Annotated in this window: 15 protein-coding genes; 3 read left to right on the top strand and 12 right to left on the bottom strand. The window is 43.5% G+C overall.

Going from position 1 to position 18,161, the window contains the following annotated elements; translation table 11 throughout:
* Nucleotides 1-110: 110 nt before the first annotated feature.
* Nucleotides 111-728 (top strand): TVP38/TMEM64 family protein, encoded by a 618-nt coding sequence (locus tag HMPREF0851_RS12570; RefSeq protein ID WP_000076166.1) that lies wholly within the window; start codon nt 111-113, stop codon nt 726-728.
* A 42-nt stretch (nt 729-770) separates the two neighbouring features.
* Here HMPREF0851_RS12570 and scrK read toward each other — a convergent pair whose 3' ends face one another.
* Nucleotides 771-1,658, bottom strand: a complete 888-nt coding sequence (gene scrK / locus HMPREF0851_RS12565; protein ID WP_000164325.1) for a fructokinase ScrK — start codon at nt 1,656-1,658, stop codon at nt 771-773.
* A gap of 149 nt (nt 1,659-1,807) precedes the next feature.
* Complete coding sequence (locus HMPREF0851_RS12560) at nt 1,808-3,694, bottom strand: sucrose-specific PTS transporter subunit IIBC (RefSeq protein WP_001064572.1); 1,887 nt, start codon at nt 3,692-3,694, stop codon at nt 1,808-1,810.
* A 379-nt stretch (nt 3,695-4,073) separates the two neighbouring features.
* Here HMPREF0851_RS12560 and HMPREF0851_RS12555 point away from each other — a divergent pair, with 379 nt between their 5' ends.
* Both HMPREF0851_RS12555 and HMPREF0851_RS12550 read left to right on the top strand, forming a co-directional pair.
* On the top strand, nt 4,074-5,528 hold the full coding sequence (locus HMPREF0851_RS12555) for a sucrose-6-phosphate hydrolase (RefSeq protein ID WP_000455326.1): 1,455 nt from the start codon (nt 4,074-4,076) through the stop codon (nt 5,526-5,528).
* Nucleotides 5,509-6,474: a LacI family DNA-binding transcriptional regulator gene (locus tag HMPREF0851_RS12550; protein WP_000225998.1), complete on the top strand. Its 966-nt coding sequence runs from the start codon at nt 5,509-5,511 to the stop codon at nt 6,472-6,474. The genes HMPREF0851_RS12555 and HMPREF0851_RS12550 overlap by 20 nt, the downstream gene beginning before the upstream one ends.
* A 141-nt stretch (nt 6,475-6,615) precedes the next feature.
* Here HMPREF0851_RS12550 and HMPREF0851_RS12545 read toward each other — a convergent pair whose 3' ends face one another.
* The 10 genes from HMPREF0851_RS12545 to rpoZ form a co-directional block, all read right to left on the bottom strand.
* Nucleotides 6,616-7,890 carry a hydroxymethylglutaryl-CoA reductase, degradative gene (locus tag HMPREF0851_RS12545; RefSeq protein ID WP_000704399.1) on the bottom strand — a complete coding sequence of 425 codons (1,275 nt, stop codon included), beginning with the start codon at nt 7,888-7,890 and terminating at the stop codon, nt 6,616-6,618.
* Nucleotides 7,890-9,062 (bottom strand): hydroxymethylglutaryl-CoA synthase, encoded by a 1,173-nt coding sequence (locus tag HMPREF0851_RS12540; RefSeq protein WP_025169895.1) that lies wholly within the window; start codon nt 9,060-9,062, stop codon nt 7,890-7,892. The genes HMPREF0851_RS12545 and HMPREF0851_RS12540 overlap by 1 nt, the downstream gene beginning before the upstream one ends.
* A gap of 112 nt (nt 9,063-9,174) precedes the next feature.
* A complete protein-coding gene (locus tag HMPREF0851_RS12535; protein WP_000176931.1) occupies nt 9,175-9,624 on the bottom strand; it encodes a threonine/serine exporter family protein in 450 nt (149 codons plus the stop codon).
* Nucleotide 9,625: 1 nt separating this feature from the next.
* Nucleotides 9,626-10,384, bottom strand: coding sequence for a threonine/serine exporter family protein (locus HMPREF0851_RS12530; RefSeq protein ID WP_000392946.1), 759 nt, complete (start codon nt 10,382-10,384; stop codon nt 9,626-9,628).
* An 88-nt stretch (nt 10,385-10,472) separates the two neighbouring features.
* Complete coding sequence (pknB, locus tag HMPREF0851_RS12525) at nt 10,473-12,371, bottom strand: Stk1 family PASTA domain-containing Ser/Thr kinase (RefSeq protein ID WP_000614512.1); 1,899 nt, start codon at nt 12,369-12,371, stop codon at nt 10,473-10,475.
* Nucleotides 12,368-13,108 carry a Stp1/IreP family PP2C-type Ser/Thr phosphatase gene (locus HMPREF0851_RS12520; protein WP_000406240.1) on the bottom strand — a complete coding sequence of 247 codons (741 nt, stop codon included), beginning with the start codon at nt 13,106-13,108 and terminating at the stop codon, nt 12,368-12,370. The genes pknB and HMPREF0851_RS12520 overlap by 4 nt, the downstream gene beginning before the upstream one ends.
* A gap of 14 nt (nt 13,109-13,122) precedes the next feature.
* Nucleotides 13,123-14,436 (bottom strand): 16S rRNA (cytosine(967)-C(5))-methyltransferase RsmB, encoded by a 1,314-nt coding sequence (rsmB, locus tag HMPREF0851_RS12515; RefSeq protein WP_009014388.1) that lies wholly within the window; start codon nt 14,434-14,436, stop codon nt 13,123-13,125.
* Nucleotides 14,429-15,364: a methionyl-tRNA formyltransferase gene (gene fmt / locus HMPREF0851_RS12510; RefSeq protein ID WP_000163679.1), complete on the bottom strand. Its 936-nt coding sequence runs from the start codon at nt 15,362-15,364 to the stop codon at nt 14,429-14,431. The genes rsmB and fmt overlap by 8 nt, the downstream gene beginning before the upstream one ends.
* A 12-nt stretch (nt 15,365-15,376) precedes the next feature.
* Nucleotides 15,377-17,773 carry a primosomal protein N' gene (locus HMPREF0851_RS12505; RefSeq protein WP_000951910.1) on the bottom strand — a complete coding sequence of 799 codons (2,397 nt, stop codon included), beginning with the start codon at nt 17,771-17,773 and terminating at the stop codon, nt 15,377-15,379.
* Between the two features lie 65 nt (nt 17,774-17,838).
* Nucleotides 17,839-18,153, bottom strand: coding sequence for a DNA-directed RNA polymerase subunit omega (gene rpoZ, locus HMPREF0851_RS12500; protein ID WP_000979235.1), 315 nt, complete (start codon nt 18,151-18,153; stop codon nt 17,839-17,841).
* Between the last annotated feature and the right edge of the window lie 8 nt (nt 18,154-18,161).

Raw genomic sequence — 18,161 nt, 5'->3', positions numbered from 1 at the left:
AGCATGTTTAGGCTCAAAATCCATCACTCTTCTCATAGCAAAAAGACTCATTCCCCCTTTCTCCTCCAAAATATGGTATAGTAGAGTTATACTATCTATGAGGAGTTTACATGTCACAGGATAAACAAATGAAAGCTGTTTCTCCCCTTCTGCAGCAAGTTATCAACATCTCATCGATTGTCGGTGGGGTTGGAAGTTTGATTTTCTGTATTTGGGCTTATCAGGCTGGGATTTTACAGTCTAAGGAAACCCTCTCTGCCTTTATCCAACAGGCAGGCATCTGGGGGCCACCTCTCTTTATCTTTTTACAGATTTTACAGACGGTTGTCCCTATCATTCCTGGGGCCTTGACGTCGGTTGCTGGGGTCTTTATTTACGGGCACATCATCGGGACTATCTATAACTATATCGGCATCGTGATTGGCTGTGCCATTATCTTTTATCTGGTGCGCCTCTATGGAGCTGCTTTTGTCCAGTCTGTCGTCAGCAAACGTACCTATGACAAGTATATCGGCTGGTTGGATAAGGGCAATCGTTTTGACCATTTCTTTATTTTTATGATGATTTGGCCCATTAGTCCAGCTGACTTTCTCTGTATGCTGGCTGCCCTGACCAAGATGACCTTCAAGCGCTATATGATTATCATCGTTCTGACCAAGCCCTTTACCCTCGTGGTTTATACCTACGGTTTAACCTATATTATCGACTTCTTCTGGCAAATGCTTTGACACATAAAAAATCCGTTTGGTTTCCCAAGCGGATTTTGTGCTTTATTTTGAAACTTCTTTTGCAAGGACAAAGTTTCCAAGAGTAGCAGAACCATTTCCTGCGACTGCTGGAGTGACGATATAGTCACGCACATCTGGTACTGGTAGGTAACCATTGAGAAGAGCTGTAAATTTCTCACGGACACGGTCCAGCATGTGTTGTTGAGCCATGACCCCTCCACCAAAGACAATCACGTCTGGGCGGAAAGTCACTGTCGCATTAACCGCAGCTTGAGCGATATAGTAGGCTTGGACATCCCAAACAGGGTTGTTGAGTTCAATATTTTCCCCACGAACACCTGTACGAGCTTCCAAACTTGGACCAGCTGCATAGCCTTCCAGACATCCCTTATGGAAAGGACAAACACCCTTAAACTCTTTTTCAATATCCATTGGGTGTCTAGCAACATAATAATGACCCATCTCAGGGTGACCCACACCACCGATAAACTCACCACGTTGGATGACACCTGCACCGATACCTGTACCTATTGTGTAGTAAACTAAGTTTTCGATACGACCACCAGCATTGTTACGGGCAACCACTTCACCATAAGCAGAGCTGTTTACGTCTGTAGTGAAGTACATTGGCACGTTGAGGGAGCGACGAAGGGCACCAAGCAAATCCACATTTGCCCAGTGAGGTTTTGGAGTCGTTGTGATAAAGCCATAAGTTTTTGAGTTTTTATCAATATCAATCGGACCAAATGAACCGACTGCAAGACCAGCAAGATTATCGAATTTTGAGAAGAACTCGATGGTTTTATCAATTGTTTCGATTGAAGTTGTTGTTGGAAATTGTGTTTTTTCCACAACGTTAAAGTTTTCATCACCGACAGCACAGACAAACTTTGTACCGCCCGCTTCCAAGCTTCCATATAATTTTGTCATGATAAACCTCTTGTTTTTATTTTCTTTATTATAGCATATTTCGAAAATCTAAATTTCTCTATTTTTTAGATTTTCCTCTGTAAATCTTACCATTCAAGCAAAAACGAACAAACATGTCATTTGTTCGTTTTCACATTAGAGAGGATTGATTAGATTTTCACTTCAATAACAGCATCACCCTTAGCAACTGAACCTGTTGCGACTGGAGCTACTGAAGCGTAGTCAGCTGTGTTTGTAACGATAACCATTGTTGTATCATCAAGACCAGCTGCAGCGATTTTGTTTGAATCAAATGTTCCAAGAACATCTCCTGCTTTCACCTTGTCACCTTGAGTAACTTTTGCTTCAAAACCGTCACCGTTCATTGTTACAGTGTCGATACCAACGTGGATCAAAACTTCAGCACCATCAGTTGTTTTCAAACCAAAAGCGTGTCCTGTTGGAAAGGCAATTGAAACTTCAGCATCAGCAGGTGCATAGACCACGCCTTGGCTAGGTTTCACAGCGATACCTTGTCCCATAGCTCCACTTGAGAAGACTGGGTCATTGACATCAGCAAGAGCTACAACATCACCGACGATAGGAGTTACAAGTGTTTCATTTTGAAGAGCTGCTGGAATGTTACCAGTTGTTTCTTCTTGGACCAAACGTTCTGTCGCTACTTCAGTAGCAACTTCTTTTTCATCCTCATAACCAAACATATAAGTAAGAGCGAAACCAAGGGCAAATGATACGGCTACCATGAGAAGGTATTGGGCAAGTTGTCCGTTACCGATGTAAAGCATTGTACCAGGGATAATTGTGATACCATTACCAGTACCAGCAAGTCCAAGGATAGAAGCCAATCCACCACCGATTGCACCAGCAATCAATGAAAGGAAGAATGGTTTACGGAAGCGCAAGTTCACCCCGAAGATAGCAGGCTCTGTAATACCGAGGAAGGCAGAAAGAGCCGCTGGGAAAGCAAGTGTTTTCAGTTTTGGATTTTTAGTTTTAACACCAACCGCAACAGTGGCAGCACCTTGAGCTGTCATAGCAGCTGTGATGATCGCGTTGAATGGGTTAGCATGATCAGCAGCAAGCAATTGCACTTCAAGCAAGTTGAAGATGTGGTGCACACCTGACACGACGATCAACTGGTGAACCCCACCAATCAAGAAACCACCAAGACCAAATGGCATGCTTAAGATCGCTTTTGTAGCGATAAGGATGTAGTTTTCAACGACGTGGAAAACTGGTCCGATGACAAAGAGTCCAAGGATAGACATAACCAAAAGTGTCACGAATGGCGTTACCAAGAGGTCGATGACATCTGGAACAACCTTGCGGACAGCTTTTTCAAATTTAGCTCCGACAACCCCGATGATGAAGGCTGGAAGAACTGAACCTTGCAAACCAACAACAGGAATGAAACCAAAGAAGTTCATCGCTGTTACTTCACCACCTTGAGCAACTGCCCAAGCGTTTGGAAGTGAGCCAGAAACAAGCATCATACCAAGAACAATACCAACGGCAGGATTTCCACCGAATACACGGAAGGTTGACCACACAACCAAACCTGGCAAGATGATGAAGGCTGTATCGGTCAAGATTTGTGTGTAAGTTGCAAAGTCACCTGGAAGTGGCATTTCAAGAGCGTTGAAAAGACCACGCACACCCATGAAGAGACCTGTCGCTACGATAACTGGGATGATTGGAACGAAAACGTCACCGAAAGTACGGATAGCACGTTGGAACCAGTTGCCTTGTTTAGCAGCTTCTGCCTTCATGTCATCTTTAGATGATGTTGGCAAACCAAGTGCAACAACTTCATCGTACATTTTATTTACTGTACCAGTACCAAAGATGATTTGGTATTGACCTGAGTTAAAGAAAGCACCTTGAACTTTTTCCAAGTTCTCAATCACTTCTTTATTGATTTTTCCTTCATCTTTGACCATGACACGAAGACGAGTCGCACAGTGGGCAACACTGTTGACATTTTCACGTCCGCCCAAGGCATCGATGACTTTTTTTGCAATTTCCTGATTGTTCATTTGCAAAAATCTCCTTATATAAAATTTTGTTCTTGTTTGAAAGCGATTTTATTCGCCCTTACGACTATTATTTTATCATGTTTTAGAAATATGTCAAGCGTTTTGCAGAAAAATATTATTTCCACTTAGTGGACACGCTTTAGATTGATTGTTTTTGACTGTTTTATCAGGTATCCTTTGAAAAAATAAGTTTAAAATCTTTGTTATCAGGTTTTTATTTCATTATCTTTCATATTTTTGTGAAAAATTGACTGATTTCCTGCATTTATTTTATGACAATCGTTCGACAGTTTTTTCTCTTTTTTAACATAAAAGGCTTGCTTTTTTTATCGAAAACGGTTACTATTAGAAGTGATAAGATTTTTGGAGGAATGAATGAATGGAATGGACAACTGAGCGTCGTTACAGACTTTATCAAGATTGGACGCAAGAAGAAATTCAAAATATAAAGGAAAATATGGCTCAATCTCCATGGCATACTCATTACCATGTCGAGCCAAAAACAGGACTTCTCAACGATCCAAATGGCTTTTCTTACTTTGATGGGAAGTGGGTTGTTTTTTATCAAAACTTTCCTTTTGGTGCAGCCCACGGTTTGAAATCTTGGGTGCAGTTGGAAAGTGATGATTTGATTCACTTCACAGAAACTGGTGTCAAAGTTTTGCCTGATACTCCATTAGATAGTCACGGTGCCTACTCTGGTTCTGCCATGCAGTTTGGCGATAACTTGTTCCTATTCTATACAGGAAATGTCCGTGATGAAAACTGGATCCGTCACCCTTACCAGATTGGGGCTTTGATGGACAAGGATGGCAAGATTACCAAGATTGACAAGATCTTGATTGACCAGCCTGCTGACTCAACTGACCACTTCCGTGACCCACAAATTTTTAACTTCAAGGGTCAATATTATGCCATCGTCGGTGGACAGGACTTGGAGAAAAAAGGCTTCGTCCGTCTCTACAAAGCTATTGACAACGACTACACAAACTGGCAAACAATTGGCAACCTTGACTTTACTAACGACCGTACTGCCTACATGATGGAATGCCCAAATCTGGTCTTTGTAGGGGAACAACCTGTCCTTCTCTACTGTCCACAAGGATTGGATAAGAAAGTTCTAGACTACGATAATATCTATCCAAATATGTATAAGATTGGAGCTTCCTTTGACCCTGACAATGCCAAAATGGTAGATGTGTCTCAACCTCAAAACATGGACTATGGTTTCGAAGCCTATGCAACTCAGGCCTTCAACGCTCCTGATGGACGCGCTCTAGCAGTTAGCTGGCTTGGTTTGCCAGATGTTTCTTACCCATCTGACCGTTTTGACCACCAAGGAAGCTTCTCTTTGGTCAAGGAACTCACTATCAAAGACGGCAAGCTCTACCAATATCCCGTCGCAGCTATCAAGAACCTTCGTGCTACTGAAGAAGTCTTCTCAAACCGTGCTCAAACCAAGAACACTTACGAACTCGAACTCAACTTAGAAGCCAATAGCCAGAGCGAGATTGTCCTACTTGCTGATCAAGAAGGCAAGGGACTTTCCATCAACTTTGACCTTGTAAATGGTCAAGTGACAGTGGATCGTAGCCAGGCTGGTGAACAGTATGCCCAAGAATTTGGTACAACTCGCTCTTGCCCTATCGAGAATCAGGCTACTACTGCTACGATTTTCATCGATAACTCTGTCTTTGAAATTTTCATCAATAAAGGAGAAAAAGTATTTTCCGGTCGTGTCTTCCCACATGCGGACCAAAATGGTATCCTGATCAAATCTGGAAACCCAACTGGAAGATACTATGAATTAGATTATGGTCGCAAAACTAACTGATGTCGCAAAACTCGCAGGTGTCAGCCCTACTACCGTTTCTCGGGTTATCAATAAAAAAGGCTATCTCTCTGAGAAAACCATTCAAAAGGTAAATGAAGCCATGCGGGAATTGGGTTATAAACCCAATAATCTGGCTCGTAGCTTGCAAGGAAAATCAGCTAAGTTAATCGGCTTGATTTTCCCCAATATTTCTAACGTTTTCTACGCAGAATTGATTGATAAGCTGGAACACCAACTCTTCAAAAATGGCTACAAGACCATCATCTGCAACAGTGAGCACGATTCTGAAAAGGAACGGGAGTACATCGAAATGTTGGAAGCCAATCAGGTAGACGGCATCATTTCGGGTAGTCACAACTTGGGAATCGAAGACTATAATCGCGTGACCGCACCGATTATTTCCTTTGACCGAAATCTGTCTCCAGACATTCCAGTCGTTTCTTCTGACAACTACGCTGGTGGAGTTCTTGCTGCCCAGACCTTGGTTAAGACAGGTGCCCAGTCTATTATCATGATTACAGGAAATGACAATTCTAATTCACCAACTGGACTACGCCACGCTGGTTTTGCATCTGTACTACCAAAAGCTCCTATTATCAATGTTTCCAGTGACTTTTCTCCCGTCAGAAAAGAAATGGAAATCAAGAATATCTTGACCCATCAAAAACCAGATGCCATTTTTGCTTCGGATGATTTGACAGCTATTCTGGTCATTAAAATCGCTCAGGAACTGGGAATTTCTGTACCAGAAGAGCTCAAGGTCATCGGCTATGATGGGACTTACTTTATCGAGAATTACTACCCTCAACTGGCTACTATCAAGCAACCTATGGAAGAGATAGCCTGCCTCACTGTTGACCTCCTCTTGCAGAAGATTGAAGGCAAGGAAGTCGCGACAACTGGTTACTTTTTACCAGTTACTCTTTTACCAGGAAAAAGTATTTAATACTCAATGAAAATCAAAGAGCAAACTAGGAAGCTAGCCGCAGGCTGTACTTGAGTACGGTAAGGCGAAGCTGACGTGGTTTGAATTTGATTTTCGAAGAGTATAAGCACAAGAAAACTCAGACCGATCGGTCTGAGTTTTTTATGATCTTAAGTTTTCTAGATAACGCTTGGCTGTCTCTAGGTTAAATGTTTTATCTGTGATGAGGCGATCGACCAGGGGAGCTACCTCGGATTCGCTAGCACCTGCGAGGAGTGCCAAGGATTTGGCCTGCAATTTCATGTGACCTTGCTGAATGCCTGTACTGACCAAGGCTTTCAGGGCCGCAAAGTTTTGGGCAAGCCCGATGGACACGATAATCTGAGCTAATTCCTTTGCAGAAGGATTTCCCAGTAGCTCATGACTGAGAGCCACACGAGGGTTGAGGCCGATAGAACCACCCTTGGTTGCTACAGGCATAGGAAGAGTCATTTGACCGACCAATTCTTCTCTTTCAAGGTCCAGCGTCCATTGACTAAGACCTTGGTAGCGCCCGTCTCGACTGGCAAAAGCATGGGCCCCTGCTTCAATGGCACGCCAATCATTCCCAGTGGCAATCAAAATGGCATCAATACCATTAAAAATCCCTTTATTATGAGTAGCAGCTCGATAAGCATCAGCCTGCGCAAACTGGCTAGCTAACGCAATTTTCTCCGCAATTTCCCGTCCTTGATCCTTTTGGCGGCTCAAGTAGCGAAAGGCGATGCGGCAACTTGCCGTCACCAGAGAATCTGTCGCGTAGTTGGACAGGATTCCCATGAGACTCTGTCCTTGACTAAGTTCTTCTAAGACAGGCTTCAAGGCCTCCAGCATGGTGTTGAGCATATTGGCTCCCATGGCTTCCTGAGTATCGACATGAAGATAGACAACGAGAAAGTCTGTTTCACCTTTTATCTGTTCTACATGCAAATCACGCGCCCCACCTCCACGTTTAACGATAGAAGGATAGGCTTGATTGGCAAGTTCTAAGAGCTCTGCCTTCTTGCTGGCAATCTTCTCTTGCGTTTGTTCAGGATTAGCAACTTGATAAAGGACTACCTGTCCAATCATCTGGCGCTCATGCACTTGTGCAGTAAAACCGCCTGCACGCTTGATGATTTTACTGGCATAGCTGGCCGCTGCAACCACGGACGGTTCTTCTGTTACATAGGGAACGGTGTATTCCTGACCGTTAACGAGAACCTCTGGGACCAGCGAATAAGGCAGAGAAAAAGTTCCCACTACATTCTCACTCAGCTGGTCTGCCACAGTCACACTCATCTGTTCATCCTGCTCCAAACTCTCTTGTCTCTCAGGACTAAGGAGCGCCTGAGCTTTTAACAGCTCGAGGCGCTCTTGGTATGATTTTTTAGAAAATCCATTCCAACTTATCTTCATTACTTTTCAACCTTGCTATAACGTCGTTGGTGGTCAACAATTTCAACCAAGGCAAAATCTTGATTTTCATAGCCATCAAACTGGGCAGAATTTGTTTCATCTAAATCTACTTCCTCAAAGAAGACTTTTTCATAGTCTGCAACAGACAGGGCAGTTCGTTGGTTGAGCTTGTTCAAACGGTCTTTATCCAGATAGGCTTCATATCCTTCAACCAATTCACCACTGAAGAACTCAGCCACAGCACCACTTCCATAACTGTAGAGGGCAATTTTATCCCCAGCCTTTAAGCTATCTGTATTTTCTAAGAGAGACAAAAGTCCAAGGAAAAGTGAACCTGTATAGATATTCCCCACCTTTTGACTGTAGAGAATAGACTGGTCAAAATGGTTTTGCAAGAGGTCTTTTTTCTCTTGGGGCAGACTCTTATCCATGATTTTTTTCAAGCCTTTTAGCGCTAATTTAGGGTAAGGCAAGTGGAAGCACACAGCCGCAAAATCATCTAAGGTAAGCTGGTAGCGTTTTTGGTATTCAAGCCAAGTCGTTTTCAAACTATCCAAATATTGTTGGGTAGAATAAACACCATTTACATAAGGGGTTGTTGAGTAATTTGGTCGCCAGAAATCCATGATGTCACGGGTCTGAGCTACATTGTCATTATTAAAAGCCATAATGCGTGGATTTTGTGTAATCAACATAGCCACACTTCCAGCTCCCTGAGTTGGTTCTCCTGGAGTTTCAATACCATACTTGGCAATATCACTTGCAATGACCAAGACCTTGGACTCTGGAGAATTTTCCACATGCAATTTGGCATAATGGAGAGCAGCTGTCGCCCCATAGCAGGCTTCTTTAATCTCGAAACTACGAGCAAAGGGCTGGATGCCCAGCAAGCCATGCACAAAGACGGCTGCAGCTTTACTTTGGTCAATTCCTGACTCAGTAGCCACAATGACCATGTCAATTTCTTGTCTCTCTTGCTCAGTTAAAATAGAGTCACTTGCACTGGCCGCCAAGGTCACGATATCCTCAGTTAGAGGGGCAATACTCAATTCTTTGAGCAAGAGTCCTTTACTTAATTTTTCAGGGTCAATTCCCCTAGCTTCTGCTAAGTCTTGTAATTTCAAGACATATTGACTGGTCGCAAAACCAATCTTATCAATACCGATTGTCATATTTACCTCTGTTTTATCATTCATGTAAAAAATCGTTCTATACTATTTTATCACAAATGGCAGTAAAAGAGAGAAAAAAGACTTGATTCACCAAATCAAGTCTCTTATTATTCTAACCATTATACTGTTTTCGTAAGTGAGAATAAAGTCTGAGAATTACTGTTCCGCTAGCCATTCCAATAGAAATCACCAAAGCCAACATAACAACCAAGGTTGCACTAGCAATGGCATGACTGTAATCTCCCGTCACAAAAAAGGCTGTTGTTCGATAAGAAAGATAACCCGGAACCAGAGGTGCCAAGATGGCTAAGATAAAGACCACAGCAGGTGTCTTATAAAGAATACTTAAAATCTGGCTGACACAAGAACCGATAATGGCTGCAATAAAAGTAGCCACAATAACATTGGTCGGTTCCTTGAGCAAGAGATAGATTAGCCAGACAGCCATACCCAAAATCCCTCCAGGTAAGAGCATAGAGCGTTGCACATTGAGTACAATTAAAAAAGTGATAATAGCAAGAAGACTTGCTACTGCTTGTAATAAAAAGGTTGTTAGTGTCATATTAATTCATCAATACCAAGGCGACAGAAGTTCCTGCCCCTAAAGCTAGGGTAATGAGTAGAGATTCAAACATCTTACTCATACCAGAGTTTATATGGTTAGTCATAATATCACGAACCGCATTGGTCAAGGCAATACCTGGTACAAACGGCATGACCGCACCAGCTATAATCAAATCTGCAGTTGAAGGAAAACCTGTGTAGCGAGCCCAAAATTGGGCAATCATCCCAAAGACAAAGGCTCCAGCAAAGGCTGCCACAAAGGGAATTCGGATAAACTTCTCCACATAGAGAGAAAAGGCAAAACCAAATAAGGTCGCTACTCCTGCCCCAAGTGCGTCGTAGATGTTTCCACTAAACATAACTGAAAAGAAAGGGGCACTAAAGGTCGCAGCCAAAGTTACCTGCAACTTAGTATAGGGAAGGGGTTGAGCTTGCAAAGCCGTCAATTGCTTAAAGGCTGTTTCTAAATCAAGCTTTCCACCTACTAACTGACGAGAAATCTGGTTCACATCGCAGACTTTTTCAATGTTATAAGAAGAGGAAGTCACGCGCTTCATACGCGAAATATTGGTATTTTCAATCGAGAAAAAGATTGCGGCAGGCATGGCAAGAACATTGCAATCCACAATCCCCTGCGAATGCGCAATCCGAATCATGGTATCTTCTACACGATGAATCTCTGAACCACTTTTGAGGAGAATGGTTCCTGCTAGCATAATCACATCGATGACGGCATTTAATTCTCTTGATTCTTCCATGCTTTCCTCCTTTTATCAACTCCTTCTATTTTATCACAAATCTGGAGTCAAAAAAAATCTTTGCCATGAAATCATGACAAAGATTCGTTTAATCACGTGAATTTTCGTGGTTTCCTTCACTACTTGACTGAGTAGTAGGTGCATTCCCTCGTTGATTTCCTTGTTGGTTCCCCTGACTTGGTGTTGTAGTAGAACCTTGGTTTCCACGTTGGACTGGTGCTGATGATGACGTTGACGGCGGTGTTTTTTGCTTGTAAATTGAAATCTTGACACGCGTCTTCGTCAAATCAACCTTTTCACCTGCTTTTGGACTCTGTTCAACGACTGTACCTTCAGCAGTTCCAGCGGGAGCTGTCGACACTTCTACAACTTCAATATTGGCTTCTTTAATACCGACAATTTGAACGAGATTGTTTTTAGTAAATTCAAGACTAGATCCTGTATAACTTGGCATAACAATGCTGGTTACTTTTTTAGCAACTGTTAAGGTAATCGTTGATGCCTTGCTCAAATCATAGGTTGTTCCGGCAGCTGGACTTTGTCTAAGAACAGTTCCTGCTTCACTCTCACTCGATTCTTCTTCCTCAATTTTGATGAGATTTTCAGGAACCTTCTTCTGCTTGAGTTCTGCGATAACATCTGTCGATTTACGGCCGATATAGTTACTCAATTGGAAAGATTGCTTGCCTGACGAGACAACCAAATTGATTTTCGAACCTTCTTTTCGAGTCGTTCCAGCGTCAGGATCTGTACGGATAATCCGCCCTTCTTCCACCTTTTCACTAGCCTCTGTTTTCTCTTCACCGATCTCAAAATTGGCTTTCTTGAGAGTTTCCTTGGCCTCCGCAACTGTCTGACCTGCAACATCTGGAATGGCAATGGTTGCAGGAGTTCTGGATAAGATCCAAATCAGAGAAGCTGCCACCAATACAATGCTGGCCAACAAAATCATATAGCGAACTCTAAATTTCCGTTTCTTAACAGGCTTGCTTGCATAATTGTCTTCTGAAACCTGCTGACTCGGCTTCGCAGTCTGTGGCTTCGGACTCTGTGTTTGTACCTTAGGAATCGAGGTCAAGGTACTCTGAGATACTTTTGGTAGAGTCTTGGTGTCCGCCTTAGTCGCATCGTCAAAGACCAGCTTTGGTTCATTGCGACGATTATAAGACAAACTACTAGACAAGTCCACATACATTTCAGCGACTGATTTATAGCGATCTGTCAATTTCTTAGCAGTTGCCTTGATAACAACATTTTCCAAAGCCTGAGGCACAGATGGATTTTCAGCTATAACCGATGGCAATGGTTTCTGGAAATGCTGGAGGGCGATAGTCACCGCGCTATCCCCGTCATAAGGGATATGGCCTGTCAGCATCTCATAGAAGATAATCCCCATGGCATAAATATCACTCTGTACAGTCGCCTTAGAACCACGCGCCTGCTCTGGTGACAAGTAATGAACTGACCCCAACATTGAGTTTGTCTGAGTCAGACTAGTCTCAGCAAAGGCTACTGCAATCCCAAAGTCTGTGACCTTGGCAGTTCCATCTGGGGTCAAAAGGATATTTTGCGGTTTTAAATCTCTGTGAACAATTCCTCGAGTATGGGCTAAACGCATAGCCAGAAGGATTTGTCCCATGATACGGACGGCTTCTTCATTAGAGAGAGGATGGTGTTCCTTGATATAGCGTTTGAGGTCTAGCTCAGCAACATACTCCATTGCAAGATACTGTTGACCGTCTTCCTCACCAATATCTGTTATCCGAACGATATGAGGATGGTCTAGATCTGCCATAGCTCTCGCTTCACGCTGAAAACGAGCTACAGCTATCGGGTCCGTCTGGTAGTTGGTCCTCAGAACCTTCACTGCCACTTCTTCTCCGTCTAGAATTAAATCCTTGGCCAAATAGACATCTGCCATGCCTCCTCGGCCAATCTGTTTCACAATCCGATAGCGTCCGGCAAAAATCTTGCCGATTTGGATCATTCTGCATCCTCCTCGTTCATAGAAACAAGGGCAACCGTAATGTTGTCTAAACCTCCTGCATTGTTAGCAAAACGCACAAGCGTCGCTGTTTTATCTGCCAAAGGAATATCACTGGTTACAATATCACAAATCTCACTACCTGAAATCATATTTGTCAAGCCGTCACTATTAAGTAGGAGATAGTCTCCCAGCTCAAGGGTAATCATTCCAAAATCAGGCTGAATTTCATCTTTTTGACCGATAGACTGGGTAATAATATTTTTCTGTGGATGGCTAGCTGCTTCTTCTGGCGTCAATTGACCTGCCTTAAGCAATTCATTGACCAAGGAATGATCGCTCGTTAACTGGTGGTACTCTTCCCCACGAATCAAACCGATACGAGAATCTCCAATATGGGCATAGATAGCCTGATTGCCAATAATAGCAACAGCCTCAAGAGTTGTTCCCATTCCTTTATAGGCATCATCTTGTCCAAGTTGATGAATCTTTTGATTTTCAATTTCTAGGTAATTGGCGAACCATTCACGCACTTCATTGACTGTATCGATCTGGGTATCAACCCAAGCTATACCTAGGTCTGTTACCGCCATTTCACTAGCGATATTCCCTGCACGATGACCTCCCATCCCATCAGCTAAAATAATCATAGTACGCCCAGCTCTATTGACATAGTGGTTGACATAGTCTTGGTTATTTGTTCGTTTCTGACCAACATCTGTTAATAATGAAATTTCCATGTGTCAGTTCCTTCCTAATCCGATATCTTGCGAAATTGACTGATGAAGAATCCATCACTTCCATACAATTCAGGTGTAATGAGGATACAGCCGTCTTTCACGATATCCTTACATTCATGTTCTAGTTTTACCTGTTCGAACTCAGGATGACTTTCTAAAAACGCCTCAACGACTTGAAAATTCTCCTCTGAGACAATAGTACAGGTACTATAAGTTATTATACCACCTTTGCCTAGTGTTTGACAAACACTACCTAATATTTCTAGCTGAATTTCCTGCAAGGACGCGAAATCTGCCGTTTCTTTATTGTATTTGATGTCTGGTTTTCGACGCAAAAGACCGATTCCTGAACAGGGAGCATCCACCAAAATCTTGTCAAAAGAATCCTTACTAAAATACTCATGAACCTTTCTGGCATCTAATTTTTGCGTTTGAACCCGATCTGCAACTCCTAAACGTTGGGCATTTTCTTGGATTAAGTCCAACTTGTGATCGTACAAGTCCAGAGCAGTAACCTGACCTGTCGTAAGATAAGAGGCAATATGGGCTGTTTTCCCACCTGGAGCTGCACAGGCATCAAGCACTCGCTCATCTCCCTGCAAATTCAAAGTTGGCGCAACCAGCTGACTAGACTCGTCTTGGATGGTTATGGCTCCATCCGCAAACAAATCATGGCCTGCAAAATGTCCCTGTTCCTTAACCAGACCTGAAGGAGACAAGGATGAAGCACTGGCCTCCAACAAGGCTTGGATTTCCTCTTTTCGACTTAAGTCAGTCACACGAATACTGGCTTTGTTACGCACCAAGAGACTTTCAAAAATAGCCTGCGCTCGCTCTTCTCCGTATTCTTCCTTAAGTTTAGACACCAACCAAACCGGAAGGGAATAGGCAATGGAATCACGCTTGTTTTTTCGCTTAATGCTGGCAATATCTAGCCATCCTTCACGCAGGATACGGCGAAGGACCGCGTTGACCAATTTTTCACTGCCCTTTTTACGGACTTTGGCCAATTCCACTGCTTCATTGACTACAGCATGATCTGGAATCTTATCCAGATAGCGGAGTTGGTAGGCACTCATGAGAAGAAGAACATAAAGCCAGCTGTCTAACTGATCTCTATCTTCAATAAAGTGGGATAGATACCATTCCAGAGTCAGTTTGCGGGCTACTGTTCCGTAGACAATCTCTGTCACCAAACCCTTGTCTGCTGCTGAAAGTTGGCTTCCCTTGAGATGCTTATTTAAGGCGATGTTTGAGTATGCCTGATTAATAAAAACATCCTCTAATCCTGCTAGAGCTAAACTTCTAGCTGTTTCTACTTTAGTCACCAAATCGTTCTCCTACAGTCAATGTGCGCCCAACTCCGTTGAGGAAGGAAGCAATGTCCATCTTAGGTTTACCAGCTGGCTGCACTTGTTTAAGAGAAAGGGCTCCTTCTGCCGTTGCGACAAGCAATTCTTTCTTGCTGATAGAGAGAATCTCACCTGGATTTCCCTGACCTTCTACTGGTAGGGCTTCATAAATCTTAAAGCGGTCGCCCTTAAGGAAAGTATGGGCAACAGGCCACGGATTCATCCCACGAATTTGGTTGAAAAGTTGACGATTGCTTTTATTCCAGTCCAATTTTTCTTCCTCTGGCTTGATATTTGGCGAGAAGGTAACCTGACTTGGATCCTGCGGTTCAGGTTGGATTTCCCCAGCAATGTAGGCAGGCAAAGTGTCCAAAAGCAAATCACGACCAACTAGCGCCGATTTTTCAAACAAGGTACCGACATTGTCCTCATCCATAATCGGAATACTGCGACGAGAAATCATATCTCCTGCGTCCATTTCCTTGACCATTTCCATAATGGTCACACCAGCTTCCTCATCCCCTTGAATCAAGGCATAATGGATCGGCGCACCACCACGGTGTTTAGGAAGGAGGGAAGCGTGAACGTTAACCGCAAAATTCATGCTATCAAGGAGTTTACTTGGAAGAAACTGCCCAAAAGCAGCAGTCACAATTCCATCCGCTCCTAGCTGCATAATAGCTTCCATCTCTGGACTTCCAGATAATTTTTCAGGTTGGTAGATAGGAAGACCTGCTTCCTTGGCAGCCTGCTTGACTGGTGTTTCTTGGATAACTTTTTTACGTCCGACAGCACGGTCTGGCTGGGTCACAACGGCTAGAATTTCGTAACGGTCATCTGTCAAAAGCCCTTTTAAAACTGTTGCTGAAAAGTCAGGGGTCCCCATAAAGATTAATTTTGTCATATCTTCTCCTTCTTATAAAAATTGCTGTGGCTCATGGTCAATGCTGAGACGGAGCTCACTATTTTCCCGTTCTTGAGTCAGGGCCAAAACCTGGTTGAGGGTCGGCCCCAGCTCATCTTCTAAACGGTATTTAATTAAAATCTGGTAATGATAGAGGTTGTGGGTACGGGCAATAGGTTTAGGCGTCGGTCCAAGGATGTTACTAGTTTCAGACAAACCTGATCGCAAAATGTTCATGACTTCATAGGCACGTTTGACAACCTCTTCTTCTTTCTTATGAGAAAGGGTAATGCCAATGGTGAAATAGTAAGGTGGATAACCTAGTTGTCGTCGAATCCCCATTTCATAGGCGTAAAAGCCTTCGTAGTCCTGGTCTTTTGCAAATCGAATAGCGTAGTGTTGTGGATTATAGGACTGAATCAAAACCTGACCAGCTTTTTCAGCCCGGCCTGCACGGCCTGCCACCTGAGTCAAAAGTTGGAAAGTTCTCTCAGAAGAACGGAAATCAGGCAGATTCAAGGCCGTATCCGCATTTAGAACTCCGACCAAAGTCACATTGGGAAAATCCAATCCCTTGGCAATCATCTGAGTACCTAGCAAGATATCCGCCTCCCCTCGTCCAAACTGGTCAAGTAGAACTTGGTGACTACCTTTCTTGCGGGTCGTATCCACATCCATACGCAGAATTCGGGCCTGGGGAAAGAGTTCTGCCAGCTCATCATAAGCCTTTTGAGTCCCTGTTCCATAGTAACGAATACTGCGACTCTTACAGTTGGGGCAAACATGAGGAATGGCCTTTGAAAAACCACAATAATGGCAATTCATGGTCTTGGTATCCATGTGCAGAGTCAGAGAAATATCGCAGTTGGGACACGTATCCACCGTCCCACACTCCCGACACATAACAAAACTAGAATAACCACGACGATTGAGCATGAGAACCACCTGCTCTTTTTTAGCCAGACGGTCTTGGATAGCCTCTAGCAAAGGAGGCGTAAAGTTTGACGTCTCATTTTGTCCGATATAGTCCCGAAAATCAATCACTTGAACCTCAGGAATGGTGGCTAAAGGATTGGCTCGCTGGTTCAGACGTAAGTGTTGATAGACGCCTTTGCCAGCACGCGCCCGGCTTTCCAGACTAGGAGTTGCTGAACCAAGCACCAGAGCTGCTTTATTATACTGAGCCCGTAAAATGGCCACCTCTCTGGCATGGTAACGGGGATTACTGTCTTGCTTATAAGTCGCTTCGTGCTCCTCATCGATAATCATGACCCCAAGATTTTTCAGCGGAGCAAAGATGGCCGATCTAGCACCAACCACAACTTGGGCATCGCCGCGTTCCACCTTGCGCCATTCATCATACTTTTCACCATTGGATAGGCCTGAGTGAAGAATGGCCACCTTATCTCCAAAACGTGCTATAAAACGCTCCGTCATTTGCGGCGTCAGGGAAATCTCAGGTACTAGCAAAATAGCTGTTTTACCCTTGTCCAAGGCTCCTTGGATAATCTGCAAGTAAACCTCCGTCTTCCCACTTCCTGTAATCCCTTGAAGGAGGAAGGGGGGCTGATGACTGCCAATAGCATTGACAACTGCATCACGCGCCTGTCTTTGCTCTGGATTCAACTCCAAAGGCTGACTTGCTTCAATCCCTTCAAAATAAGCAGCCGAGCGTTGAACTTCCTTTTGGACTATGGTCACAGCACCTTGTTCCACAAAGAAGTTGACCTGCTCTCGCGAGTAGGACTCTAACAAACTAGCCAAGGAATCACTCTCAGGATGAGAAAGCAAATAGTCTCTCAGTTCTAACTTTTTCTTGGCGCGTGTAGAAATCTCTACACTTTCTAATTGAGCAAGATTCACCTCATACCAAGACTGGGTCTTGACCTTCTTTTGATCAATTGCCTGATATTCCAGACCAAGCAGACCTTTCCTAGTCAAACGCATCATTTCAGCTTGCTTACCTAAATCTAGAGAAGAAAAGGCAAGTGAATCTTCTGAACCAAACAAGCGCTCTCGGTCTTCCTGACTCAGACCTTCCAGAGGATAGAGAATCTTGTCATAGCTGGAATTCAGAAATCCCGGTAACATGGCCTTTAGGATGGAGATTTTGTAGGAGAAGACAGACTTGCGGAGCTCCTCAGCCAGCCAGAGTTGTTCTTGCGTGAGAACAGGAGAAAAATCCAGTACCTCTGCAATATCTTTTAAATCTTGCTCCATCTCTTCTTCATCTGGTTGGGACTCCAAACCAAGAACAATCCCTTGAATCAGGCGATTGCCCTTACCAAAAGGCACATGAACCCGCATCCCAACTTCCAGCATTCCCTCAAACTCCTCAGGAATCCTGTAACTATAGGGCTGGTCCGTCTGCATCAAGGGCACATCTACAATAATCTTGGCTATGGCCATCTTCTCACCTCCTCCTTGTCAGTACATTCTTGCAATAGAAAAAATAAGATTGAGTCCCCCCAACCTTAAATTTTTTCACCATCTTCTTTTTCTTTAGCGATTTGCTCTTTGATTTTCTTTTCTTCTTCTTCTTTGCGACGTTTTTCTTCTTCGATACGGCGACGCACTGCTTCACGTTTTCCTTCTGGATCTGGGTGAATTGTAACGTTTCCTGATTCGATTTCTTCTAAAGCGCGAAGAGTTGATTTTTCAGATTTGAAACCTTGAGTTGCTGGCGCACCTGCTTCCAATTCGTGGGCACGTTTTGCTTCCAAGATTACGAGTGAATATTTTGACGGAACCTTGTCAAGCAAGGTATCAATAGAGGGTTTTAACATCATTTGCTTGT

Origin of the sequence: Streptococcus sp. M334 (assembly GCF_000187745.1) — a bacterium.
In the GTDB taxonomy this organism is placed as follows: domain Bacteria; phylum Bacillota; class Bacilli; order Lactobacillales; family Streptococcaceae; genus Streptococcus.
This window is presented reverse-complemented; position numbering and strand designations above follow the sequence as displayed.

Excerpts from the sequence above, each read along its gene's own strand:
- HMPREF0851_RS12520 (WP_000406240.1), bottom strand. The coding sequence starts at position 13,108 with ATGGAAATTTCATTATTAACAGATGTTGGTCAGAAACGAACAAATAAC.
- HMPREF0851_RS12540 (WP_025169895.1), bottom strand. The coding sequence starts at position 9,062 with ATGACAATCGGTATTGATAAGATTGGTTTTGCGACCAGTCAATATGTC.
- HMPREF0851_RS12530 (WP_000392946.1), bottom strand. The coding sequence starts at position 10,384 with ATGGAAGAATCAAGAGAATTAAATGCCGTCATCGATGTGATTATGCTA.
- HMPREF0851_RS12535 (WP_000176931.1), bottom strand. The coding sequence starts at position 9,624 with ATGACACTAACAACCTTTTTATTACAAGCAGTAGCAAGTCTTCTTGCT.
- HMPREF0851_RS12570 (WP_000076166.1), top strand. The coding sequence starts at position 111 with ATGTCACAGGATAAACAAATGAAAGCTGTTTCTCCCCTTCTGCAGCAA.
- rpoZ (WP_000979235.1), bottom strand. The coding sequence starts at position 18,153 with ATGATGTTAAAACCCTCTATTGATACCTTGCTTGACAAGGTTCCGTCA.
- HMPREF0851_RS12545 (WP_000704399.1), bottom strand. The coding sequence starts at position 7,890 with ATGAAGATAAGTTGGAATGGATTTTCTAAAAAATCATACCAAGAGCGC.
- HMPREF0851_RS12555 (WP_000455326.1), top strand. The coding sequence starts at position 4,074 with ATGGAATGGACAACTGAGCGTCGTTACAGACTTTATCAAGATTGGACG.
- pknB (WP_000614512.1), bottom strand. The coding sequence starts at position 12,371 with ATGATCCAAATCGGCAAGATTTTTGCCGGACGCTATCGGATTGTGAAA.
- HMPREF0851_RS12550 (WP_000225998.1), top strand. The coding sequence starts at position 5,509 with ATGGTCGCAAAACTAACTGATGTCGCAAAACTCGCAGGTGTCAGCCCT.
- HMPREF0851_RS12560 (WP_001064572.1), bottom strand. The coding sequence starts at position 3,694 with ATGAACAATCAGGAAATTGCAAAAAAAGTCATCGATGCCTTGGGCGGA.
- scrK (WP_000164325.1), bottom strand. The coding sequence starts at position 1,658 with ATGACAAAATTATATGGAAGCTTGGAAGCGGGCGGTACAAAGTTTGTC.
- fmt (WP_000163679.1), bottom strand. The coding sequence starts at position 15,364 with ATGACAAAATTAATCTTTATGGGGACCCCTGACTTTTCAGCAACAGTT.
- HMPREF0851_RS12505 (WP_000951910.1), bottom strand. The coding sequence starts at position 17,773 with ATGGCCATAGCCAAGATTATTGTAGATGTGCCCTTGATGCAGACGGAC.